General features: G+C 63.4%; 16 protein-coding genes. 9 read left to right on the top strand and 7 right to left on the bottom strand.

What is annotated here, in order from left to right:
• Positions 1-274 precede the first annotated feature (274 nt).
• The 3 genes from GTA51_RS00080 to GTA51_RS00070 all read left to right on the top strand — a co-directional run bounded on the left by GTA51_RS00080 (position 275) and on the right by GTA51_RS00070 (position 4,520).
• A complete protein-coding gene (locus GTA51_RS00080; protein ID WP_160957662.1) occupies positions 275-2,377 on the top strand; it encodes a PAS domain S-box protein in 2,103 nt (700 codons plus the stop codon).
• A gap of 65 nt (positions 2,378-2,442) precedes the next feature.
• Positions 2,443-2,880 carry a hypothetical protein gene (locus GTA51_RS00075; RefSeq protein ID WP_160957661.1) on the top strand — a complete coding sequence of 146 codons (438 nt, stop codon included), beginning with the start codon at positions 2,443-2,445 and terminating at the stop codon, positions 2,878-2,880.
• Positions 2,881-3,122: 242 nt separating this feature from the next.
• Positions 3,123-4,520, top strand: a complete 1,398-nt coding sequence (locus GTA51_RS00070; RefSeq protein WP_160957659.1) for an FAD-dependent protein — start codon at positions 3,123-3,125, stop codon at positions 4,518-4,520.
• Positions 4,521-4,704: 184 nt separating this feature from the next.
• Here the strand turns inward: GTA51_RS00070 and GTA51_RS00065 are convergent, their stop codons facing one another.
• The 3 genes from GTA51_RS00065 to GTA51_RS00055 form a co-directional block, all read right to left on the bottom strand.
• Positions 4,705-5,919: a GGDEF domain-containing protein gene (locus GTA51_RS00065; RefSeq protein WP_160957658.1), complete on the bottom strand. Its 1,215-nt coding sequence runs from the start codon at positions 5,917-5,919 to the stop codon at positions 4,705-4,707.
• 169 nt (positions 5,920-6,088) lie between these two features.
• Positions 6,089-6,526: a hypothetical protein gene (locus GTA51_RS00060; RefSeq protein WP_160957656.1), complete on the bottom strand. Its 438-nt coding sequence runs from the start codon at positions 6,524-6,526 to the stop codon at positions 6,089-6,091.
• A gap of 39 nt (positions 6,527-6,565) precedes the next feature.
• Positions 6,566-7,936 carry an SH3 domain-containing protein gene (locus tag GTA51_RS00055; RefSeq protein WP_160957655.1) on the bottom strand — a complete coding sequence of 457 codons (1,371 nt, stop codon included), beginning with the start codon at positions 7,934-7,936 and terminating at the stop codon, positions 6,566-6,568.
• Positions 7,937-8,011: 75 nt separating this feature from the next.
• Between GTA51_RS00055 and GTA51_RS00050 the strand changes: the two genes are divergently transcribed.
• Together GTA51_RS00050 and GTA51_RS00045 are read left to right on the top strand one after the other, a co-directional pair.
• A complete protein-coding gene (locus GTA51_RS00050) occupies positions 8,012-8,848 on the top strand; it encodes a M48 family metallopeptidase (RefSeq protein WP_160957653.1) in 837 nt (278 codons plus the stop codon).
• Between the two features lie 91 nt (positions 8,849-8,939).
• Positions 8,940-10,253, top strand: a complete 1,314-nt coding sequence (locus GTA51_RS00045; RefSeq protein WP_160957651.1) for a PAS domain-containing sensor histidine kinase — start codon at positions 8,940-8,942, stop codon at positions 10,251-10,253.
• On the opposite strand, the gene GTA51_RS00040 is transcribed toward GTA51_RS00045, so the two are convergent.
• The gene (locus GTA51_RS00040) at positions 10,250-10,669 is read right to left on the bottom strand and encodes a zinc ribbon domain-containing protein (RefSeq protein WP_160957649.1); all 420 of its coding nucleotides are present in this window, start codon (positions 10,667-10,669) and stop codon (positions 10,250-10,252) included. The two genes, GTA51_RS00045 and GTA51_RS00040, sit on opposite strands and share 4 nt — an antisense overlap.
• A gap of 125 nt (positions 10,670-10,794) precedes the next feature.
• Between GTA51_RS00040 and rnr the strand changes: the two genes are divergently transcribed.
• From rnr to GTA51_RS00020, 4 genes are read left to right on the top strand one after another with little or no spacing between them, the layout of a single operon-like run.
• A complete protein-coding gene (gene rnr, locus GTA51_RS00035) occupies positions 10,795-13,071 on the top strand; it encodes a ribonuclease R (protein ID WP_160957647.1) in 2,277 nt (758 codons plus the stop codon).
• Positions 13,068-13,481 carry a hypothetical protein gene (locus GTA51_RS00030; RefSeq protein ID WP_160957646.1) on the top strand — a complete coding sequence of 138 codons (414 nt, stop codon included), beginning with the start codon at positions 13,068-13,070 and terminating at the stop codon, positions 13,479-13,481. The genes rnr and GTA51_RS00030 overlap by 4 nt, the downstream gene beginning before the upstream one ends.
• Before the next feature lie 13 nt (positions 13,482-13,494).
• On the top strand, positions 13,495-14,352 hold the full coding sequence (locus tag GTA51_RS00025) for a substrate-binding domain-containing protein (protein WP_160957644.1): 858 nt from the start codon (positions 13,495-13,497) through the stop codon (positions 14,350-14,352).
• Positions 14,352-16,553: an ATP-binding protein gene (locus GTA51_RS00020; protein ID WP_160957642.1), complete on the top strand. Its 2,202-nt coding sequence runs from the start codon at positions 14,352-14,354 to the stop codon at positions 16,551-16,553. The genes GTA51_RS00025 and GTA51_RS00020 overlap by 1 nt, the downstream gene beginning before the upstream one ends.
• Before the next feature lie 68 nt (positions 16,554-16,621).
• On the opposite strand, the gene GTA51_RS00015 is transcribed toward GTA51_RS00020, so the two are convergent.
• The 3 genes from GTA51_RS00015 to GTA51_RS00005 form a co-directional block, all read right to left on the bottom strand.
• A complete protein-coding gene (locus GTA51_RS00015) occupies positions 16,622-17,911 on the bottom strand; it encodes an ABC transporter substrate-binding protein (protein WP_160957641.1) in 1,290 nt (429 codons plus the stop codon).
• A gap of 129 nt (positions 17,912-18,040) precedes the next feature.
• Positions 18,041-18,607: a lytic transglycosylase domain-containing protein gene (locus GTA51_RS00010; RefSeq protein WP_246197858.1), complete on the bottom strand. Its 567-nt coding sequence runs from the start codon at positions 18,605-18,607 to the stop codon at positions 18,041-18,043.
• A gap of 42 nt (positions 18,608-18,649) precedes the next feature.
• Positions 18,650-19,921: an L-type lectin family protein gene (locus GTA51_RS00005; RefSeq protein WP_246197845.1), complete on the bottom strand. Its 1,272-nt coding sequence runs from the start codon at positions 19,919-19,921 to the stop codon at positions 18,650-18,652.
• Positions 19,922-20,685 lie beyond the last annotated feature (764 nt).

Raw genomic sequence — 20,685 nt, 5'->3', positions numbered from 1 at the left:
CCTTCGGTTCGATTCGTGAAGTTGCGGTGCATTTTGATCCAATTTCCCGTTTTTTGCACAAAACTTGCCTCTGCGTTTCAGACGGTATCGGCCGCTGCGACCGTGCGCCCCACCGCCGGCTGCGTGTTCATAACGCTGCCGGCCCAGCCGGGCAAGCCCGCCGCAGCCCTCCTACTGTCAGGCTGACACCGCACAGTCTGACACTTGCCCCGGGCGGCCAAAGGCCATAAGCTGTTTGAGTGTTATCGCCTCCCGTGAAAAAGCACAGAACGCCATGACGCAACAACAGCCCCCGCCAACGACTGAAGTCACCCCCGACGCCGATCGCCTGCGGGACGCCCTGCTGGAGTCGGCTGGCGACGTGGTCGTTGTGCTGACTGCCGCCGGCCGGGTTGCCGCCATAAACGAGCGGGGGTTGGCCTTTCTGGGGCGCACGCGCCAGGAGATGCTCGACCAGGATTTTTTCGGGCAGACCCTGGCCGCAGCCAACCGGGAGCAGGGGCGGGCGGCGTTTCACGCCTGCCTTGCCGGCGACAGCGCCCCCCGGCCCGGCCAGATCGATCTCGACGCCCTGGTTGCCACGGGCGGCCACCGACGCCTGAGCTGGCTCTTTACACCCCTGGCCGGGCCGGATGGCAACGGGGCCACCGTCCTTGGCTGCGGCCGCGACAACTCCGGCATCCAGGCCGCCTGGGAGTGCCTGCGCGACACCCAGGCCGATTACCGCGCCATTTTCAATGCCGCCAGCGACGCCATCATCATCCAGGACGCTGCCACCGGCGCGTTTCTGGACGCCAACGACCAGACCGTCTCCCTGTACGGCTATCCCAGAGAGGCCTTGCGCAGCCTGACCGCCGGCCAGCTCAGCGCCGGCTATCCGCCCTACGGCGCAACCGAAATCATGGACAGGCTGCGGCAAGCCGCCAGTGGCCAGCCCCAACTCTTCGAGTGGCTGGCCCGGGACAAAAACGGACGGCTGTTCTGGGTGGAGGTCAACCTGCGGGCCATGGAGACCGGCCGGCCGGGACGGGTCATTGCCGTTACGCGCGACATCTCCGAGCGCAAGATGGCCGAACGGACCCTGCGCAAAAGCGAGAAAAAATTCCGCCAACTGGCCGAGACCATCGGCGAGGTATTCTGGCTTGGCTCCACGGACTTCAAACGCATTTTTTACATCAGCCCGGCCTACGAGCGCCTCTGGGGCCGCTCCACCAAAAGCCTCTATGAAGCCCCCCTGTCCTGGATCGACGGCGTGCACCCCGAAGACCGTCCCCAGGTGTTTGACTACATCGCCGCCCTGGCCGGCCGGACCATCGCGCCCGGGGCGTTCCCGGAATACCGGCTGCAGCGTCCCGACGGCAGCCAGCGCTGGGTCCAGGCCCGCATTTTTCCCGTGGCCGACGAAAGCGGCCTCGTCTACCGGGTGGCCGGCATTGCCGAGGACATCACCGACCGGGTGCTGGCCCGCCAGGACCTCGAAAGCGTCAATGAGCGCCTGGAAGTCATGGTGCGGGAACGCACCCGGACACTGAACCGCATGAACCAGGAACTCATCCGCGAAGTGGGCGAGCGGCGCGAAGCCGAGGCGGCCATGGCCGTGGCCAAAGAGGCGGCCGAAGCGGCCAGCCAGGCCAAATCGGAATTCCTGGCCAACATGAGCCACGAAATCCGCACCCCCATGAACGGCATCATGGGCATGGCCCAAGTGCTGGCCGCGACCGAACTTGACCCCACCCAGCAAAGCTATCTAGCCGACATCATGGATTCTTCCGCTTCCTTGCTCTCACTTATCAACGGTATCCTCGAATTTGCGACCATTGAGGCCGACCACCTGGAACTGCGCTGTGCTCCCTTGAGCCTGCGCGCGTTGCTGACCTTTATCGAGACCAACCCGGGAGCCCAGGCCCGGGAGAAAGGTCTGGGGCTGGCCGTGGAGGTGGACGCCGACGTGCCTGACGCGCTGCTTGGCGACGCGGACCGGCTGCACCAGGTGCTGGCCAATCTGGTCGGCAATGCCGTCAAATTCACCGCCCGCGGCGGCATTGTCGTCGGCGTGCGCCGCGGCCGCGACCTGCCCGACGCCCCCACCGAGCTGGAACTCGTCTTCACCGTCAGCGACACCGGCATCGGCATCCGGCCCGAGGACACCCGGCGCATCTTTGAGGCCTTTACCCAGGCCGACGGCTCCTATACCCGCCGTTTTGGCGGCACGGGCCTGGGGCTGGCCATCACGCGCCGGCTGGTCGAACGCATGGGCGGGGCCATCACCGTTGCAAGCGAACCAGACGTTGGCTCGGTCTTCACCTTCACGGCTGTTTTGGGCCAGGACCTGACGCCCCAAGCAGCCTCTGGCGACCCGCCCCTTTCGACCTCCTAACGCCACGCGGCATCTTCCTTGCATCTCGACCCCTGATCGCGCCAAGGCGCGATCAGGGACAGACCATGGCACAAACAACGCCTCTGCGCCGCTCCGCCGCCTTCCTGGCGGCCTGTCTGGTCGTCATCTGGGTCGGCGGCTCGTTTTTAACCGCCCTTTTCAAACTCGCCACCCGGCTCTGGTTCGGTGCCTGGCCCGACACCCGGCTCTACGGCCTCGTTCCCGAGGGGTGGACGCCCGGGGCCGCCGCCCTGCTCCAGGACGGCCTGCCCGGCCGGTTGTGGGCGGCGCTGCTTGGCTATGACGTCCTGCTCTGCCTGCTGGCCCTGCCGCCGCTGCTCCTTGTGCCTTGCCTGCTGCTACTGCGCGCCGAGCACGGCGGCCTGCTCCCGGCCCTGCGCCGTTCGGCCAAACCCTTTGCCCCGCCAGGGCCTGCGCCTTCCCGGATCATCCCCCCCATGCACCGGCCGGGACGCTTCGCCTCTTCCACAAAAAATCGATAGCCCATCGCCAGCCGGCACCGTTTGTGGATCGCCGCCCTGTGGCGCGTTGCTCCCCCAGCCCCGCTCCCTGGACCAAGGCTCCAGCAAAGGCGCGAGGCCGGGCGGTTGGCGGTTGGCGGCAAAGGGGCTGGCGACGCTACCGGGGCAAGGCGGGCGGCACGGCTCCTTGCCAGACACCCCGCCCTCCGGGTATGTCGTAACTATGCCCCGCCAGCGTGCGGGGCTTTTTGCGGAGGTTCCCCGTGACCCACAAAGCGCGCACCAGTTTCGACGTCATCATCGTCGGCGGCGGTCCGGCCGGCCTGTTCGCCGCCTATTGGCTGAGCCTGCACAGCGACCTGTCCGTTTTATTGCTCGAAAAAGGCAAGGCCCCGGGCAAACGCCGCTGCCCCATAAAGGGCCGCACCGACTGCATCAAATGCTCGCCGTGCAACATCCTTTCGGGCATCGGCGGGGCCGGGCTTTTTTCCGATGGCAAACTCAATTTCATCCCCAAGCTCGGCAAGACCGATCTGACCCAGTTCATGCCCCTGTCCCAGGCCGCAGCCCTTATCGATGAAACCGAGGCCATCTTCACGGCCCTTGGCATGGACGGTCCGGTCTATCCCACGGACATGGACAAGGCCCGGGCCATCCGCAAGGAAGCCCGCAAGCTCGGCATCGAATTGCTCCTCATCCGCCAAAAACACCTGGGCAGCGACCATCTGCCCGACCATATCGCGGCCATGGCTAAGGGGCTTGCCGCGCGCGGCGTGACGATACGCACCGGCGAAACCGTTGGCGATGTTATCGTTGCCAACGGGCGCGTCACCGGCGTGACCACCGACCAGGCCGATTATGAGGCCCCGGCCGTGATCCTGGCCCCGGGCCGGGTGGGTGCGGAGTGGATGGGGCAGCTCGCCCGACGCCACGGCCTGCCGTATAGCCAGCGCGGCATCGAGGTGGGGGTGCGCGTGGAGGTCCACAACGAGATTCTGGCTGATCTGACCGACGTCATCTATGATCCGACCTTTTTCGTGCGCACGCGCAAATACGACGACCAGACACGGACGTTTTGCACCAATCAGGGCGGCTTTGTGGCTCTTGAGAACTACCAGGATTTCGTGTGCGTCAACGGCCACGCCTACATGGACGCCAAATCCGACAGCTCCAACTTCGCCTTTCTCTCCAAAGTCGTTTTAAACGACCCGGTCTCCGACAATCAGGCCTACGGCGAAGCCATCGGCCGGCTGGCCACCATGATCGGCGGCGGCAGCCCCATCCTGCAACGGTTTGGCGATCTCAAACGCGGCCGGCGCAGCACCTGGAGCCGCATCCGCCGGGGCAGCGTCGAGCCGACGCTGACCTCGGTCACCTGCGGAGACATCGCCATGGCCCTGCCCGAGCGCATCGTGGCCAATCTGGTGGACGGGCTGGAACAGTTAAACGCCGTTGTGCCGGGCGTGGCCAACGACGAGACGCTGCTCTACGCACCGGAGATCAAATTCTTCGCCACCCAGATCGACACCACGTCTGATCTGGAGACGGCCATTGCCGGCATGTACGTGGCCGGCGACGGTCCGGGCGTGGCCGGCAACATCGTCTCGGCCGCCACCACCGGGCTTATTCCGGCCAAGGCGATTATCAAGGGCAAGGGGTAGGGGAGAAAACCTCCCTCAATCGGGGTGCCGGGCCGTATGCGCCACGCCAACCCGGCCAAGCTTGCCTGCCCTGGCGTCTCGTGTCGCGTTCGGCAATTGCTGTCATGGCTTACCTGGCGTCAACACTCTGCATTTATTATTCTTATTCACTAAAAAACATAAATGTTTTTTAGTGAACGCTGCACTAGTCCTTGACCGCCTGGCACTGCACGCAATTGCGGCCAGAGGATTTGGCTGCATACAAGAGCTTGTCCGCCGCCGCCACTACTTCAGAAAAGGTCCGGTCCTTGGTGCAGCGCATCGTGGCGACGCCAAAGCTCGCGGTGACAACGCCTGCCGTACTTGATCCCTTATGGGGAATGGCCAGGGCCTCAAAGGCCCGGCGGATCTGTTCCGCTATGGCGCAGGCCCCGTTAAGGTCAGTCATGGGCAGGATGCAGGCGAATTCCTCGCCGCCGTAGCGGGCCGCCAGATCAGTGGCCCGGGAGGCGTTGGCGGCCAGTAGGCCACCGATGCGGCGCAGGCACTCGTCCCCGGCCACGTGACCGTAGCAGTCGTTAAAAGCCTTGAAATGGTCGACATCGGCGAGAATCAGCGACAGCACCTCGCCAGACCGCGTATGGCGGGCATATTCCCGGGCCAGCACCGCGTCGAAATGCCGTCTGTTGGCAATGCCGGTCAGATCATCGGTCTTATTGAGCCGTTCCAGCTTGCGGCGGTACTGCTCGTCCTTGTTGCGCAACGATGCCTGGGCCGCCTCCAGCTCGCTGTCGCTTTTGTCCTTGGCTAGAAGCAGCATGCTAAAGCCGCTCACGATCAGGATACCGTAAATCGAGGGCACCATGACGGCATAGATGATCGCGCCGAAGCGTTGCCAGCTCTGGGCCACGTCAACGGCCAGCCACAGGACTTGGGCCAGAAACAGCAGGGACACCAGCAGATAGCTCGCCCCCAACACCCAGCGCAACAGGGAGCCGGCCCGGTTTTGCCGCAGCAGGACCACGGCCGGCAGGGCGTAAAAAACAGTATGGACGGCAAATACCACTTGGGCCCGGTTGGGCGGTGCCAGGCAAAAGGTCGCCAGACACACGGCGACGATGGCCAGGGCCACGGGCACATGGACCCGCCGGCCAACCCGGTAGCCGACCAGATAGCAGACCGCCCAGGCTTCGTAGGCGCAGCCGAGCAGCAGCAGGGTGTTGGCGCTGGCAATGGTCGCGAACTCGGGCGTTGGTCCTCGCACAAAGAGAATGAGGGAGCCGACGGCCTGGAGAAATTTCGCGCCGGCCCAGTAGGGAATGCGTTGCGCGGGTGCTTTGCGGAACTGGTCAAGCAGCAGCAACAAAAAAAAGAGGAACGAGCCAATAGCCAACAGCAGGATGATCGTTCTGGTGTCCATCGAGTACGTCATGACGGATTCTGGTCATCGCTCCAAGCCGGGCAAAAAAGACGGCTCACGGTTTCTGCCACTCTGTCCACAGGGGCAACACGGCGCTCCTGCTTCCCACGCCCCAGCCGACGAGTTTTCAGGCCCCAAGCAGACCTCCCCCACACGCCAGCCGGCCGCTCTAGCGCAATCGCCGGCTATACATGTGGCGGTCTTCGTCAGCCATGAGAATCCACACGGCGGCGGCCCAGCCCCAGACGGCGTTGGCGAGAACGACCACCAGCGGCGTCAGGTTGCCCAGATCAAGACCGAGATACCCTTTGTCCAACTGGTTGGGGAACACAATGAGCAACTGGACCAGCGTCGGCCCCAGACTCACGAGAAGCCCCCGCCAAAAAATGGAATTGGGCATGAAACGCGGCATAAAAGCCAGCCCCCACAACCCGCCCCAGACGAGCCGCTGGTAGAGCCACGGCCGGGTCCACTCCGGGGCCAGGGTCACGCCCAGAGCCGCTGTCCAGCCGTAAGCCCCGGCCATCCACAAAAACACGCTGTTGGCAAAAGCGCCAAAAGCGCCGCCGGTCACACAAACACTGGCCCAGGCGAAAAGATTGCGCATGCTGTTCTCCGCTTCCTGCCGTCGCGCGCGACGTCAGGGTCAGTAGGGTCTGCTTAAAATCGAGAGCGAACGCACCCGGTTGAGCAGGATGTGGCTTGGCCCCACGGCCGGCACTTCCTCGCCGGCCCGAAGCGTTGTAATAACGGCCCGGCCAATGACCAACCGGCCGTCACGCCCGTTTTCGCCAAAGGTCCGAAATCCCCACATGTTGTGAAAAACCACCGGCCGCCCCTTGTACTGGCCCACATAGACCATGATGTGGCCCTGCATCCAGACCAGGGTGGCAAAAGGCACGCCCTGGCTGATGACGGCGGCCTCCTTCTGGTCCCCGGGCATATCGCCAAGGGGCACGGAACCGCCATAGGCCGCCTGGCTGGCCGAGTTGCGGGGCAGATAGAAGCCAAATGGCACGTAGAGATCATGGGTGAGGGCCGAGCAGTCGCGCCGGTCGTCAAGGCCGCCCCAGCCGTAGGGCTGGCGCAGCATCACATTGCCGACGGTGGCCACGTTTCGCGGCGTCATGGGCATGGGCATGGCAACAGCCGTGCCGGCCGGCAGCCGCACCCGGCGCAGCTCGGCCAGACCCGACGCGCCGCGCACCGGCACCGACACCGTCACCCCCCCGGAATCCGGCGGCCCGGCCAGGGGAAAAACCGCGCCGATGTCCACGCCCTGACCGATTTCAGCCACGGGCACATTGTCGCGGACAACCGCCGCCAGACGCGGGGTGGAAAATTCGCGGATAACGGCGTCGTCCACAGAGGCCACGTCGGCGGCCGGCACCCAGCCATGGGTCAGGCTGGATTCGGTATACAGCCACGAGCCGTCCCGGCTGGCGTGGATGACCAGGAGCGGCGTGCCCGGCGGCAGCGATGTGTGCTGCAGATAATCAAAGGGATAGCCTTCGCCGGGCTTATTGGGATCGAGAAAGCGCGGTTCAGTGGTTGGCATGCCGCGCTGGCTGGTGTTTTTAATGGTTATGGCCCTGCGCATGGCGTTGGGGAAGGTGCGCAAATCGGCTCCGGCCAACAGCGCTGCCGCCGAACCCGGCTCATGTCGGACGTTTCGCGGGCCGAACCCCGGGTTCTTCTCATAGGCCTGAAAGATTTTTTCCACATCCCGGCGCTGGGGTCCGGGCCTGGTCAGATTCCAGGGCTTGAGCCACTCCTGCAGGAACCCTTCCATACGCAGCGTCGTCTGTTCTTTGGGGACCAGTGGCCGGTCGGCGGTGTCCGGGCGCAGATAGGCATTGAGATCCTGGGGCAGGACGCGGATATCCTCGACTTCACCCGGTCCCGTGGGGACGGGCGCAACGGGCGGGGCCGGCGGCGGCGGTTTGGCGCAGCCAAAGGACAGCAAAAGGGCCAAAAGCAAGGCATAGGCGGGAAAACGCTTGATCAAAACACGCATGGCGGCTGGCTCCCCTGACCGGCTTGACGGCCGGTGCGTCGGCCGATTAACCGGCCCTGCGGAGGGTAGACGTTGATGCAGGCGAAAACAAGCCCCGAACAGGGGTGCGACACGGCCAAGAGAGCCCTGGCCCGGCAAAAAGCGGTGTTCGACCCGCTGGAAACCGCTGCTTTGCTGGCCAAGGAGCTGCCCCTGGAGCTGCCGGTGACGGTGCGGGTCAGTTCCCGGGCCAAAAATGTGGTGCTGCGGCTGCGGCCGGGCCGGGGGCTGGAAGTGGTGGCTCCGGCCGGTGTCAGCGTCAAGACCCTGCTCGCGGCGGTATCCAACCGGCGGGACTGGATCGCGGCTGCCGTTGGCAGACTCGCGGCCGAGGGTCTGGCCGCCCGGCCGGCCCGGGAGTTCGTGCGCCCGACGCGGCTGGTGCTGACGGCTTTTGGCCGGGAATGGGGCGTGTCCTATGCCGCCCGGGAGCTTGACGGCTGCCGGCTGACGCTGCGGGGGCCGGGGGAAGTGGCGGTGACCGGGGCGGTGGAGCAGCCACGCGCGGTGGCCGGGGTGTTGGCGGCCTTTTGCCGCGACCGGGGCGGCGCTCTGTTGCGCCAGGCGCTTGGCGAGGTCAGCCGGGAATCCGGGCTGGGCTTTACCGGCCTGACCATCCGGGCCCAGCGCACCCGCTGGGGAAGCTGCACCCTGCGGGGACGCATCAGCCTCAATTTCACCCTGGCCTTTTTGCCCTGGGAGCTGTGCCGGCTGGTCCTCTACCATGAATTGTGCCACACGGTGGAGCTCAACCACTCCAAGCGCTTCTGGGATCTGTTGGAGCGGCATGTGCCGGGCTGCCGGGCGCTGGACGCGCAATTAGCAACGGCGCGCCATCATCTGCCGGGCTGGCTGGGCGCTGTGGCTGACTAGTCGTGTTCGGCAATTGTTGTTATGCGTTACCGGGCAAGGACACGCCCACGCGATAACTTCGCGCAACAACGCGAGCAAGAGAGGGGCAGGCATGGATTTTGACGCATATTGGCAGGAGAAGCAAGTCGTTGCACACGCTCAAGAGGTCCAGGCGAATCCAAAGGACACGGACTGGCCGACAGAGTATCAACGGCTTGCCGATGAATATGAAAAACTCTACCTCTCCCTGCAGCGGCTTGTCCGCATCAGCGACAAGATGGGTGAATCCATAAAGGAAGCGCATACAACCATACAGAAGCAGAAAAAAACACTTGACAAATCCAATAAGAATCTTCTCTTACGAGAGAAAATGCTTGAAGAAAAAATCTGTGAATTTGAGAACGTCTTTAATAACAGCTCTGTCGGCATTGCCCTTGTGGATGAGAGTGGAAAAATTTACAGACACAACACCCGTCTGGCCTCTCTACTCGGATACACAGCACAAGACATTGTTTATAACGAAATTGAATCGTTTCTTGTAACGAGCGCCAACAGCTGTATTTCGGAACAGCAAAAACTTCCCAAGCCAAGCGGTTCGGAAATAATCAGCCTGGAATGCCCGTTTGCCACCAAGACAGGCGACCCCTTCTGGGGCCACCTGTCCGGGAAACTGCTCAATCCCAACAGCAAAGATTCCGGATTCATCTGGACAATTCAAGATATCTCATCTCGAAAAGCACTCGAATATTTACGCGAAGACGTTATCCGCATCATGCAGCACGATTTGAAGTCAAACCTCAATGCCATCGTGAATTTACCCGGCATCATTTCTGCCGACGGCAACCTCTCGCCTGAGCAGCAAAAAAGCTTAAACTACATAGCAAACGCCGGCGAGCAGATGTTGCGCCAAATAGATTTTTCCAAAGACATTTTCCATATGGAAATGAACACGTACAAGCTCATCCCTGTTCCTGTTGACATCATCACCATAGCAAAACAAGTTGTCCAGGATATTACGCTCTCAAAAAAAACAAAGCCGACATTCGCCATGACGTACGAAGATCGCACCTTGCATCTCGGCGACCTCCTTCTGGTCACGGGCGATCACCTGCTCTGTTACAACACACTCATGAATATTGCCAAAAATGCTGCCGAGGCCGCGACCGAAGAGGAATCCATCAAAATCAATTTTTACGCAAAAGACCTTATTGAGATTCACATCACGAACACAATGCCTATCCCACAGCATATCCTTCCAAAGTTGTTCCAAAAATATGTCACCCACGGCAAGATTGGCGGCACCGGGCTTGGCGTCTACAGCGCTCGGCTTATGACTCTGGCCCAGCATGGTTCTCTTGAAGTGTTCTCCTCACCGGAAGCGGGGACAACCGTTGTGGTCAAGCTGCCGCGTAGTGTCGCCGGCTAGGTCTCTGCGTCCGCCGTGTCCGCTCCGTCCGCATCGTCCGTCCCGTCCGCATCCATAATACCGCAGCTCGGCTGCTCCACCGTCACTTCGTCCAAATTTTCGCCGCAAAAATAAAACACCGACATCGGCTCATCGGCTGAACGCAGCACCACCAGCCGCCCCAGCGGACCGTCGCCGGCCAGCGGCATAAGCGCCTCGCACACCGAAGACCCCTCTTCGGGCGAACAGGCATCGCAAAAAACCTCAAAGCGCAGTGACTCCGGCCCGGGCGCAACTTCCAGCCGGGAAACGCCCAAAGCGGCCAACGCCTCTTCCAACGCCGGCCCGGTTTCGGCCTCAAGAGCCGCCACACGCTCAAAAGCATAGTCCTCGGGATAACGAATCTCCCCCAACAACCGACAGGCAAACTGGTCCATGTCCCCTCCTGTGGCGAACAAACACCCGGGTAGCATGCTCCAAATACGGCGGCAATGGGCCGTCGGACTTGTGCGCCGGCCGCCAGGAGGGTACATGGTTGGAAGCGCATTGCGCTGGAGGTTTCATGACAGCCAGAAAAAGAAGATCCCGGGCCAAAACCGGACCGGGTACGGATAGCGACACGACTGACGCAGCCAAGAAGTCCCGCCCCAAAAAGACCCCGGCTGAAGGCATTGATGCCGCCGCCGTGGTGCGGGTTTTCCGCGAAAGCGGCAAACCGCTGGCCGAAAAAGACGTCTTGCATCATCTTGGCGCGCCGCGCGCCAAGATGCACGAACTGCTCGCCATTCTCGACGATCTCCAGGAAGCCGGCAAGATCATCCGGGTCCGCCGGGGATTTGGTCTCGTGGAAAGCATGCGCCTGGTCACCGGGGTGCTGGAAATAAGCCGCTCGGGCGTGGGCTATGTTTTGCCCGAAGACAAACGCCGCAAAGATATCTTCATTCATCCCAAGGATATCGGCGATGCCTGGCACGGCGACCGGGTCGTTGCCGCCGTCACCCGGGAACGCAAGGACAAAAATCACGAAGGCCGCGTGGCCCGCGTCATCGAACGCGGCGTCACCACCCTGCCCTGCCGGGTGGTCAAACGCATGACCGCCGATCTGTTCCTGTGCCGCCCAACAGACCCGCGCCACACCATGAGCTTTATGGTGGACTATCTGCCGCCCACCGAAAGCGATCCCGTGCCCCAGGCCGAGGACATCTTAAACGTCGAAATTGATGAAAAGCTTGAATACAAGCTCTATTCCGGCCGGGGCCTTGCACTGCTCGGCGCCCAGGGCGACGTGTCCGTGCAGGAGCGCCTCGTCAAGCTCAACCATTTAATCCCCGGCCCCTTTGCCCCCAAGGTGCTGCGCGAGGCCGAAGCCTTGCCGGATCAGCCGGGCGAGGCTGATTTCGCCGGCCGCAAGGATCTGCGCCACCTCGATTTCGTCACCATCGACGGGGTCAAAGCCAGGGATTTTGACGACGCCATTTACGTCAAAAAGCGCGGCCCGGCCTACACCCTGTGGGTGGCCATTGCCGACGTGTCCCACTACGTGCCCGAAGGCAGCGAACTGGACAAGGAAGCCCTTGAGCGCGGCAACTCGTATTACTTCCCCCAATCCGTGGAGCCCATGCTGCCCGAGCGTATCTCCAACGGCCTGTGCAGCTTAAATCCCCATGTGCCGCGTCTGGCCATGGTGGCCGAAATCGACTTCACGGCCAAGGGCGTGCCAGGGCGCACGGATTTCTACACCGCCGTTATCGAGAGCAAGGCGCGGCTGACCTATTCCCAGGTCAACCGGGCGGTCATCCTCAAGGAGGAGGCCGAGCGGGCCAATGTCACGGCCGTGCTGCCCATGCTGGAGACGGCCGAGAGTCTGGCCCGGGCCATCAATGCCGTACGCTCCGACCGGGGCAATCTCGACTTCGATCTGCCCGAGCCGGAAATCCTTTTTAATCTCCAGGGCGAAGCCGAGGACATACGACCCAAGTCCCGGCATTTCGGCCACCAGATCGTTGAGGAATTCATGATCGCGGCCAACGAGGCCGTGGCCCGCTTCCTCACCGAACGCGAGGCCCCGGTGCTCTACCGCGTCCACCCCGAACCGGACCCGGCCAAGCTGGAGGGCTTTTTCAAGCTGCTCGGCACCACCGACATGGCCACGAAACTGCCGGCCACCCCTGGCGCCAGCGATCTGGCTGCCGTCCTTCGCGACGCGGCCGGTTCGGACATCGACTTTTTGGTCAGCCGGATGGCGCTTCGCACCATGATGCAGGCCTCCTATTCCCCCAAAAACGACGGGCACTTTGGCCTGGCCTCCACCTGCTACTGCCACTTCACCTCGCCCATTCGCCGCTACGCCGATCTGGTGGTCCACCGCTCCATGAAAACCGCCATCGCCGGCAAACCGGCCTCGCAAAAGCTCGTGGCCAAACTGCCCAAGGTGGCCGAGCACATCAGCCGCCGCGAACGGGTGGCCATGGAAGCCGAACGCGAAATCCTAAAACGCGTCACGGTGCTCTTTTTGTCCGACAAGGTGGGCCGCAACTTCACCGGCGTCATCGGCTCCATCGCCGATTTCGGCTTCTGGGTGGAGCTTAAAGAGGTCATGGCCGAGGGCATGGTACGCTTATCCAGCCTGTCCGACGACTATTACCAGTTCATTCCCGAGCGCCACGAGTTGCTCGGCGAACGCACCGGCCGGCGGCTGCGGCTGGGCCAGCCCGTGGATGTGGAACTGTCCGGCGTGGATCTTGGCCGGCTGGCCGTGGATCTCAATCTGATCGAAGGCGGGCAGACCCAAGAGGCCGCGCCTGCGCCCAAACGCAAAAGCCGAAGACGGCGGCGATGACCCCCGTTTCCTCGCGCACCCGGCTGGGGCTGGCCCTTGCCCTCGCCTGGCTCCTGGTGGCGGTGGCCGCCGCCGCCAGAGACTGGCCCACCCCGGCCAGACTGGCCGAAGAGCGGTACCGCACGGCCTTGCTGCTGGCCAACGCCGTGGACAAGACTTTTTTGCCAACGGTTGCGGTCAGCGACGACGACTGGCAAGGTCCGTACCACTTGCTGGTCAACGATTTCACGGCCCGTTTCGGCCCGCGCTTTGATGTTGCCGCCATCGAGGCCCGCCATGACCAGGCGTTGCTCAGTTTGACCACCGAGCGGGTCCGCATTGTCGTGTTCACCCTGCTCGCCACAGCCGCCATCTGGTGGCTGCTGGCGACCATCTGCACGGCACTCGGCCAAACACCGCACCGCACCTGACCCGGAGCATACCATGCACCCAGGCCTGTGGAGACGACAGACACTTGGCGTCATCCTGCTCGTCGTTCTCTTGCTGCCGGCCCGACTGCTGGCGGCTGGAGAAGGCGAAGCGGCCGCACCCCTTGTCGTGGCCGGCACCGGGGACAGCCAGGAACTGCTGCGCCTGCTGGCCCAGGCCTTTACGCGGGATAATCCGGGCATCCGGGTGGATGTGCCGGAATCCGTCGGCACAACGGCCGGCATCCGGGCCCTTGTCTCCGGCCAGGCCCAGCTGGCCCGCACAGTCCGGCCCCTGCGGGAAGACGAACGCGCCGCCGGGCTCACGGAAATCGTTTTCGCCAGGGTACCCGTGGTCTTTGCCGTCCATCCGTCCGTGACCGGCGTCACCGGCCTGACAACGGACCAGACCCTGGCCCTGTTTTCGGGAAAAATCAAAAACTGGTCCGAACTCGGCGGTCCCGATCTGCCCATTGCCCGGGTCTGCCGGGAAACCCCGGAAACGAGCCGGGAGCTTTTAAACGCCGCCATCCCCGGCTTTGCAGCCGAGGGCTGTCGCGGCCAGGCCGTGGCCTATACCACCCCCGAGGCCGTGGCCCTGACCGCCGAAAACCCCGGAGCCATAGGCTATTTTTCCCTGTCGGCCATGGCCGGGACCGCCCTTGTTCCCCTGGCTTTTGACGGCGCGCGCCCAATCCCCGGGCAACAACCCGGGCAGGCAGACTATCCGCTGACCATCCCCCTGGCCCTGGTCGGCAAGCCCCCCCTGGCCCCGGACGTCGCCCGGTTCCTGCAATTCCTGGCCACTCCCCAGGCCCAGGCCCTGCTGCTGCGCCAGGGCTGCTTCCCCACCCCGCAACCGCGCGCACCCTGATGTCTCGTTCCATCAAAACCCAGGTGTACGCGGGCCAGTTGGTCCTGGTGGTCCTTTTGACCCTGGTCCTTGGCGGCGGCATGTTCCAACTGGCCGCCGACATTCTGGAACGCAAAGAGCTTGAGATTCTGAGGCTTTTGGCCGACAGTCTGGCCCGGGAAACCGCCATGACCGCCGCCCAGGGCGAAGACCGGCTGCGCCAGATGGCTGCCAGCCCGGCGTTGGAGCAATTCGGCCGCAACCACGACTACCACCTCTTCCAGGCGCTTTTCGACCGCTACAGCGACACCTTTGCCGCCCTGGCCTACATCAATCCCGAAGGTGTCCAGGAATACGCCGGCAGCGGTTCAAACTACACCGACCACCCCGTCTCCGTGCGGCCCGATCCCCTCGTGGCGGCAGCCCTGGCCCAACCCGAGACGGTCGTTTCCGATTTAGAGCCATCCCCGGACGCGAGCGCCCCCCCCCGCCTTATCATGGCCCTGGCCCGCCAAAGTCCATTTGGCCGGTTGCTGGGGGTTTTTCGCGTGGCCTTGCCTGTTGCGGCAATCGCCAGACCGATCACGAACCTGCACCTGGAACACGGCGGCTTTGCCGTGCTGGCCGACGCCAAGGGCCTGCTGCTGTCGCCGGCCTCCCCCACCGACACGCCGCTTGGGCCAGTGGATGCACCGCGCCTTGCAAACGCCCTGGCCACGGGTTCCCCCCAGCTTCTGGACATCGCCTTTGGCGGCGTGCCAAGTCTTATTGCCACCGCCCCGGTGGGGCTGCACGGCCTGTCGGTGCTGGTGGTGCAGCCGCGCGCTTTGGCCATTGACGCCGAGATGGCCCGGCTGCGGCGCTGGGCCTTGGCTGTGGCTGCGGGAGCGGCCTTTGTCGCGTTGTTAAGCGCCCTGGTCTGGGCGCGCGGCGTGGTCCGCCCCCTGGCCCGGCTGGCGGATGCGGCCCGGGCTGTGACCGGCGGCGATCTGACCGTACGCGCCCCCACCACCGGACCGCAGGAAACCCGCGATCTGGCCGTGGCCTTTAACGCCATGACCACCGGGTTGGCTTTTTCCCGCCAGGGCCTGACCCGGGCCAAGGAATCCCTGGAGCGCATCCTGGCCAACGTCAACGAGGCGGTGTGGGTGGTGGACCACCACGGCCGGGTGAGCCTTTGCAACCGGGCCGGCTGCGCCATGCTGGGCTACGACGAGGTTGCCATTCTGGGGCAGCCGGCGACGCGTTTTTTTGCCCCGAATGATCCGCTCGGCGAACTGCTGGAATCCCCTCCCATCCAGCATCTGCTGGCCGACGGCGGCATGACGGGGATGGAAAAGACGCTCTACGGCAAGGACGGCCGCCGCACGGCGGTGCTGCTGTCGCTGGCTCTGCTGCGCGGCCCCCACGAAGCTGATGCGGGCGTGGTCTGTCTGGCCATGGACATCTCCGAACGGCAACGGGCCGAAGCGCTTGTCCGGGCGCGCAAGGCCGCCGAGGCCGTCAGCCGGGCCAAGACCGAATTTCTGGCCGTACTCTCCCACGAACTGCGCACGCCGCTCAACATCATGCTCGGCATGCTCGAGCACGTCCAAAGCCTGCCCCTGCCCGGCCAAACCCAGTCCGGGGTGGGCCAAGCCCTGGCCTCCGGCCAGTCCATGCTCGACGTCATCGCCGCCATGCTCGATTACGCCAGCCTCGAAGCCGACCGGGTGTTTCTGCGCCGCCAGTCGTTTGCCCCGGGGCTGTTGGCCCGGGAGGTGGCCAGCCGTTTTGCCGCAGCGGCCCGGGCCAAAGACGTGGCCCTGGTCGTGGACCTGTCGCCCCGGCTGCCGGCCGCGCTGCTGGGCGATGCCGAGCGGCTGGGGCAAGCGCTTGGCAATCTGCTCGGCAATGCCGTGCGGTTTACCCTGGACGGCGAAGCCCGGCTGTATCTGGGCGGGCAGCCGCACCTGACCGCAGCCGGTCCGGTCTGGCAGCTTCTGGCCATCATCTCGGACACGGGCATAGGGGTGTCGGATGCCAAGCTGGAGTATATTTTCGAGCCGTTCACCCAGGAGGACGGTTCCTCAAGCCGCCGTTTCGGCGGCCTGGGCCTGGGTCTGGCCATCGCCCGCCGCCTGGTGGGGCTTATGGGCGGCTCCATCTGCCTGGACAGCCAACTCGGCCAGGGCACGGCCGTTTACGTGAGCCTGCCGCTGGAGCTGGACGCAGCGGGGTAGGACGGCAAACGGCCCGCCCCAGTCTCCCGGGGCGGGCCGTCGTCACTTGGCCTGCGGCGCGTGGCCGGCTATTTCGACTTGCCGGAGCTGAGAAACAATTCCTTGGCCGTGCCCGGCTCGAACTGGTAGCGGGCTGCCTTTTCCCAAAAATACTTGCCGGTTTCGCTGCGCAGCACCCAGAAATCAAAATCCCAGTCCTCGCGCCGGTCGCCGTGCTCATTCAGGGCCAGCCAGCCCGTCACCCCGTACATGCGCTCGCAGGTCGCAACGAACGCCTGCTTGAACCGGGCGAAATCCGTGGCCCCGCCCGCGGCCTGGGCCGTAAAAAACGCTGCCCAGGCCGCGTCATACGCCACCACACTCTGGGTATCGACAAACATATCAGCCTTATCCTGGATGCGCTTTTCGAGCAGCCCGTACACATTGGCCCCGCCTTCGCCGTAGCGCGGGCTGATCAGCCGGGTCTTTAACGCCGCCGCTGCACTTTCGGGGTCTTTGGCAATGGCGTCGAGCATGGCCGTGCCGCTTGAGCCGTACCAGCCCACGCCGACCAGCTCGGGGCGCTTGGCCGCGGCTTTCAAGATGGGCACGATCTCTTCGCCGCCGGCAAAATAGACGGCCGCCTTGGGGGATTTGCCGCTGCGCCCGGCTTGCGCCAACTGCTTGGCCAGATCGTCGAGGATGGGGCTGAAATCCTTGCGATCCGGGGCGTAGCGGCTACCGGGCAGGGCTTCGCCGCCAAGCTGCTTGAAACGTGCCTTGACATGCACCACCATGTCGTCGCCAAACCGGTCGCCGCGCCACAAAGGCACGATGGCCGTCACCCCTTCCTGGCGCATCAGCCCGGTCACCGCCTCGGCCTGGTAGGTGTCGGACGGTGACAGGCGAAAGAGATTATCGCCCTTTTTGGACAAAAACGGCCCGGAACTGCCCTGGCTTATGAGCACGATGTTGTTCTTCTCGGCAAATTCCAGACAGGCCTCGGCTTCGTCATCGGAAAAGGGGCCAAGGACCACGCGCACGCCGCGCCCGGCCAGGGCTTTGAGCTTTTCCGCAGCCTGCTCGGGGCTGCTGCCGGTATTCTCGATCTGGAAGGTGACCTGGCCGCTCTGGCCGCCGGCGGCCAGATAGGCGTTGATGTCGGCCTGGGCCAGATCCAGGGCGATCTTGGATGTCTTGCCGGACTCGGCCAGGGAGCCGGTCAGCGGCAACAAGACGCCGAAGGTCATGGCTCCGCCCTTCTGGGCCAGGGCCGCCCCGGGCACCAGGGCCAGCAGGAGCAGGCAACCGGCGAGCCAGCGCCGCCCGGACCGCAGACCGTTATTGCGCCAAAAACCGCCCAAACCGTGACCGTTCATATCGGCTCCTTAAGCCCAACCGGTGGCCGGGCATGGTGTACTGGCATATGCGCCCAGCCATACGCGCAATGCGGCCAAAAGGAAACCGCCGGCCGACCGCATCCGAAACAGTTCTTGCGCGGCCCAGGCTCAGCGCCCGCCCGTGCGGGCCAGCACCTTGTCCACATAGGCGCGGGTTTCGGGGATATCGGGTACCGTGCCGCCTTTTTTCACCCGGCCGGGACCGGCGTTGTAGGCGGCCAGGGCCAGACGCACATCACCGTAGGCATCGAGCAGGGCGCGCATGTAGCGGATGCCGGCTTCAAGGTTGTTGGCGCCGTCGAAGGCGTCGGCCAGCCCCAGATCGCGGCCGGTGCCGGGCATGATCTGCATGAGACCGGCCGCGCCCTTGGGCGATACGGCCCGCACGGCAAAGCCCGACTCCACTTCCACCATGGCCCGCACCAGGGCGGGGTCCACGCCGTGGCGGCGGCAGTAGTAGCGGATAAAGGGCACGATCTTGCCCTGATCCGTACCCGCCGGCAGGCGCATGTAGTCGTAGGGCTGAAAATTCTGGTCGAGCTTTCGATTGCTTAGATGGAGGCTGCCCTTGGCGTCGCGGTATTGATAGATAGGCTCGCCAGCCATGGCCGCAACCGGCGGCACAGCGAGCAGCAGGGCGAGAGCGAGGGCGAGGGCGAGACGGACGCTTGGCATGGGGCGATTGTGCTTGGATGCACGGATTTTGGCAACCGCCGGTCAGTGCCTGAAATCCAGCGAGAAGTTGGCTACGGCCACGGTCTGGGTCTGGCCGCCGGTGCCTTCGGTCCAGCCGAAGCGTATGGTCTTTAGGCCGGCATGATCGGCCTCGGACAAGGTGGCGCTGTGGTCGAGCTGGGGGGGCTCGGCGGCATAATCGGCAGTCACATCGCTGTTGCCCAGGCCTTGGGGATCGATCCACGTCTTTACCCGGTAAACGCCGGCACTTGTTCGGTGGATCTCCAGCCGCAAGGCATGGAGTAGTCCGTCTTCCAGTCCGTTGGCACCAACAGCCGTTTTGGGCATCTCGTAGTAGCCGCTGCTGTTTTTACCAGGATTGCCGGGCTTATTGCCTGCGCTATGGGTGTTGTCGTCGTAGGAGTTGGCGTTACCGCCCCAATACAGCACCGCCACGTGATTGGCGTTGCTGGCATCGGCCCGGCTGTTCGCCTCGCTCGGCTTCCCGTTTCCGGTGTTGGGGTAGATGTCCACTTCCACGGCGATCTTTGGCGGCGCTATGCCAACGCCTGCCGGCCCCGGCCCGGCATAGCCGAGGTATTCGCCCCGCGATCCTGAGGCCGGACCGCCGCAGGCCGTGGCTGGATCGTTGGCCGCTGTGACCACGGCAAAGGTGAAACCGTCGGCGCAGCGCGTGGAGTCCGCACTGGCGTCGTAATCGGAAAACGCAAAGCGGAAATAGGCGCGCAGCCCTTGTCCCAGATTGCATGCGCCGTCTTTGCACGCCCCGTCCGGGCACACGCCCTGCGGGCAGAGACCATAATCGCCGCCATACCAAATCGCACCGGTGGAATCGCCCAATCCGCTGCCGAACCGCATCCATCCGCCGGCATAGCGATCCACATTCGTGGCCCACAAGGTGGCCCAGTCGCTTTGGGAAACGCCGGGCGGCGCATCGGTCAGATCGCGGTCAAACACCAGTATGGATCGGGCGTTGTTGGTCGTTTCGCCGACTTTCGGCAGAATGAAATCGTCGATATTGTCTTCAAACGTGATGGGCTTTGCGGATTTGCGCCGTGCGCTGATCGTGTGGTTGGCCTCGCTGGCCTTGCCTGGATCGACGCAGCCAAGGGATGTGACTGTGTAGTAGCCTGAGGCGTCCGGGCCGGTTTGGGACAGTGTGAAGGAACCGTCGGCCAAGGAGTAGGTTCCGGTTGTGCCTGCAGACCAGACATTGAGGCCGGAAAGGGCCATGTAGTAGGCGCGGGTTTCATTGACACCGGCCAGTTTGGTCTGGGCGGCACTGGGAGACATGCGGGCGATGGAGGCGGCCAGGGAAGCAAGAACGGTTATTCCAAAAATAGCAAAGAGGACGCTACTTCCCCCGGAACCAAGAGCGGCATGATGCAAGTATTTTCGCACTACAACGCGAACGATGCAACCATCCACCGCAGACACACCTCGTCTCCACGCACTGGGTTGAACTGAAAACCCATTCAAGTGGGCGAATAGCTATAAATTGCTCCATACACTGTTTCCTGTGAATTGCAATTCAACCAAAGTTAGATCATTATATATTCAAATATTTATCTAAACATGCATTTTTATCTATCAATAAATAGAAAAAGCGCCGCCCGAATACGGACAACGCTTCGTTGTGCTGTTTTTCGGGAGGCGCAAAGGCAGGGAAAGGCTGATATTTCCGAAATCGATTTGCTGGGTAGACACGCCTGAACCACTAGTGATGCCCTATAAATCCTTCACTAGGGCACCTTGAAAGACTTTGATGAAATTACATCTTTGGGTTCATAGCCAACTCATGGTTAAATTTGCTAAGGACTTGCCTTGCAGATTGTCTCCTTGGAATGCGAACCCTTACAGTATTCTGTTCGGGTAGTAGTGAAATATGTTTTAATTTCTGCAGCAGAAAGAGCCCTATTGTAAATTGATAAGTCAGCTACCCCCGGCAAAGCCGGGGGCATGCAAGGCAGTTAACCGCTCAAAGCGGTGAGAACTGGAGCCGCCTGAAGGCGGCAACCGCTACATCAATTTGAGCTGATCGAGTCTACGGTCTTCAT

This window comes from Solidesulfovibrio aerotolerans (assembly GCF_009856865.1).
GTDB classification, from domain to species: domain Bacteria; phylum Desulfobacterota; class Desulfovibrionia; order Desulfovibrionales; family Desulfovibrionaceae; genus Solidesulfovibrio; species Solidesulfovibrio aerotolerans.
This window is presented reverse-complemented; position numbering and strand designations above follow the sequence as displayed.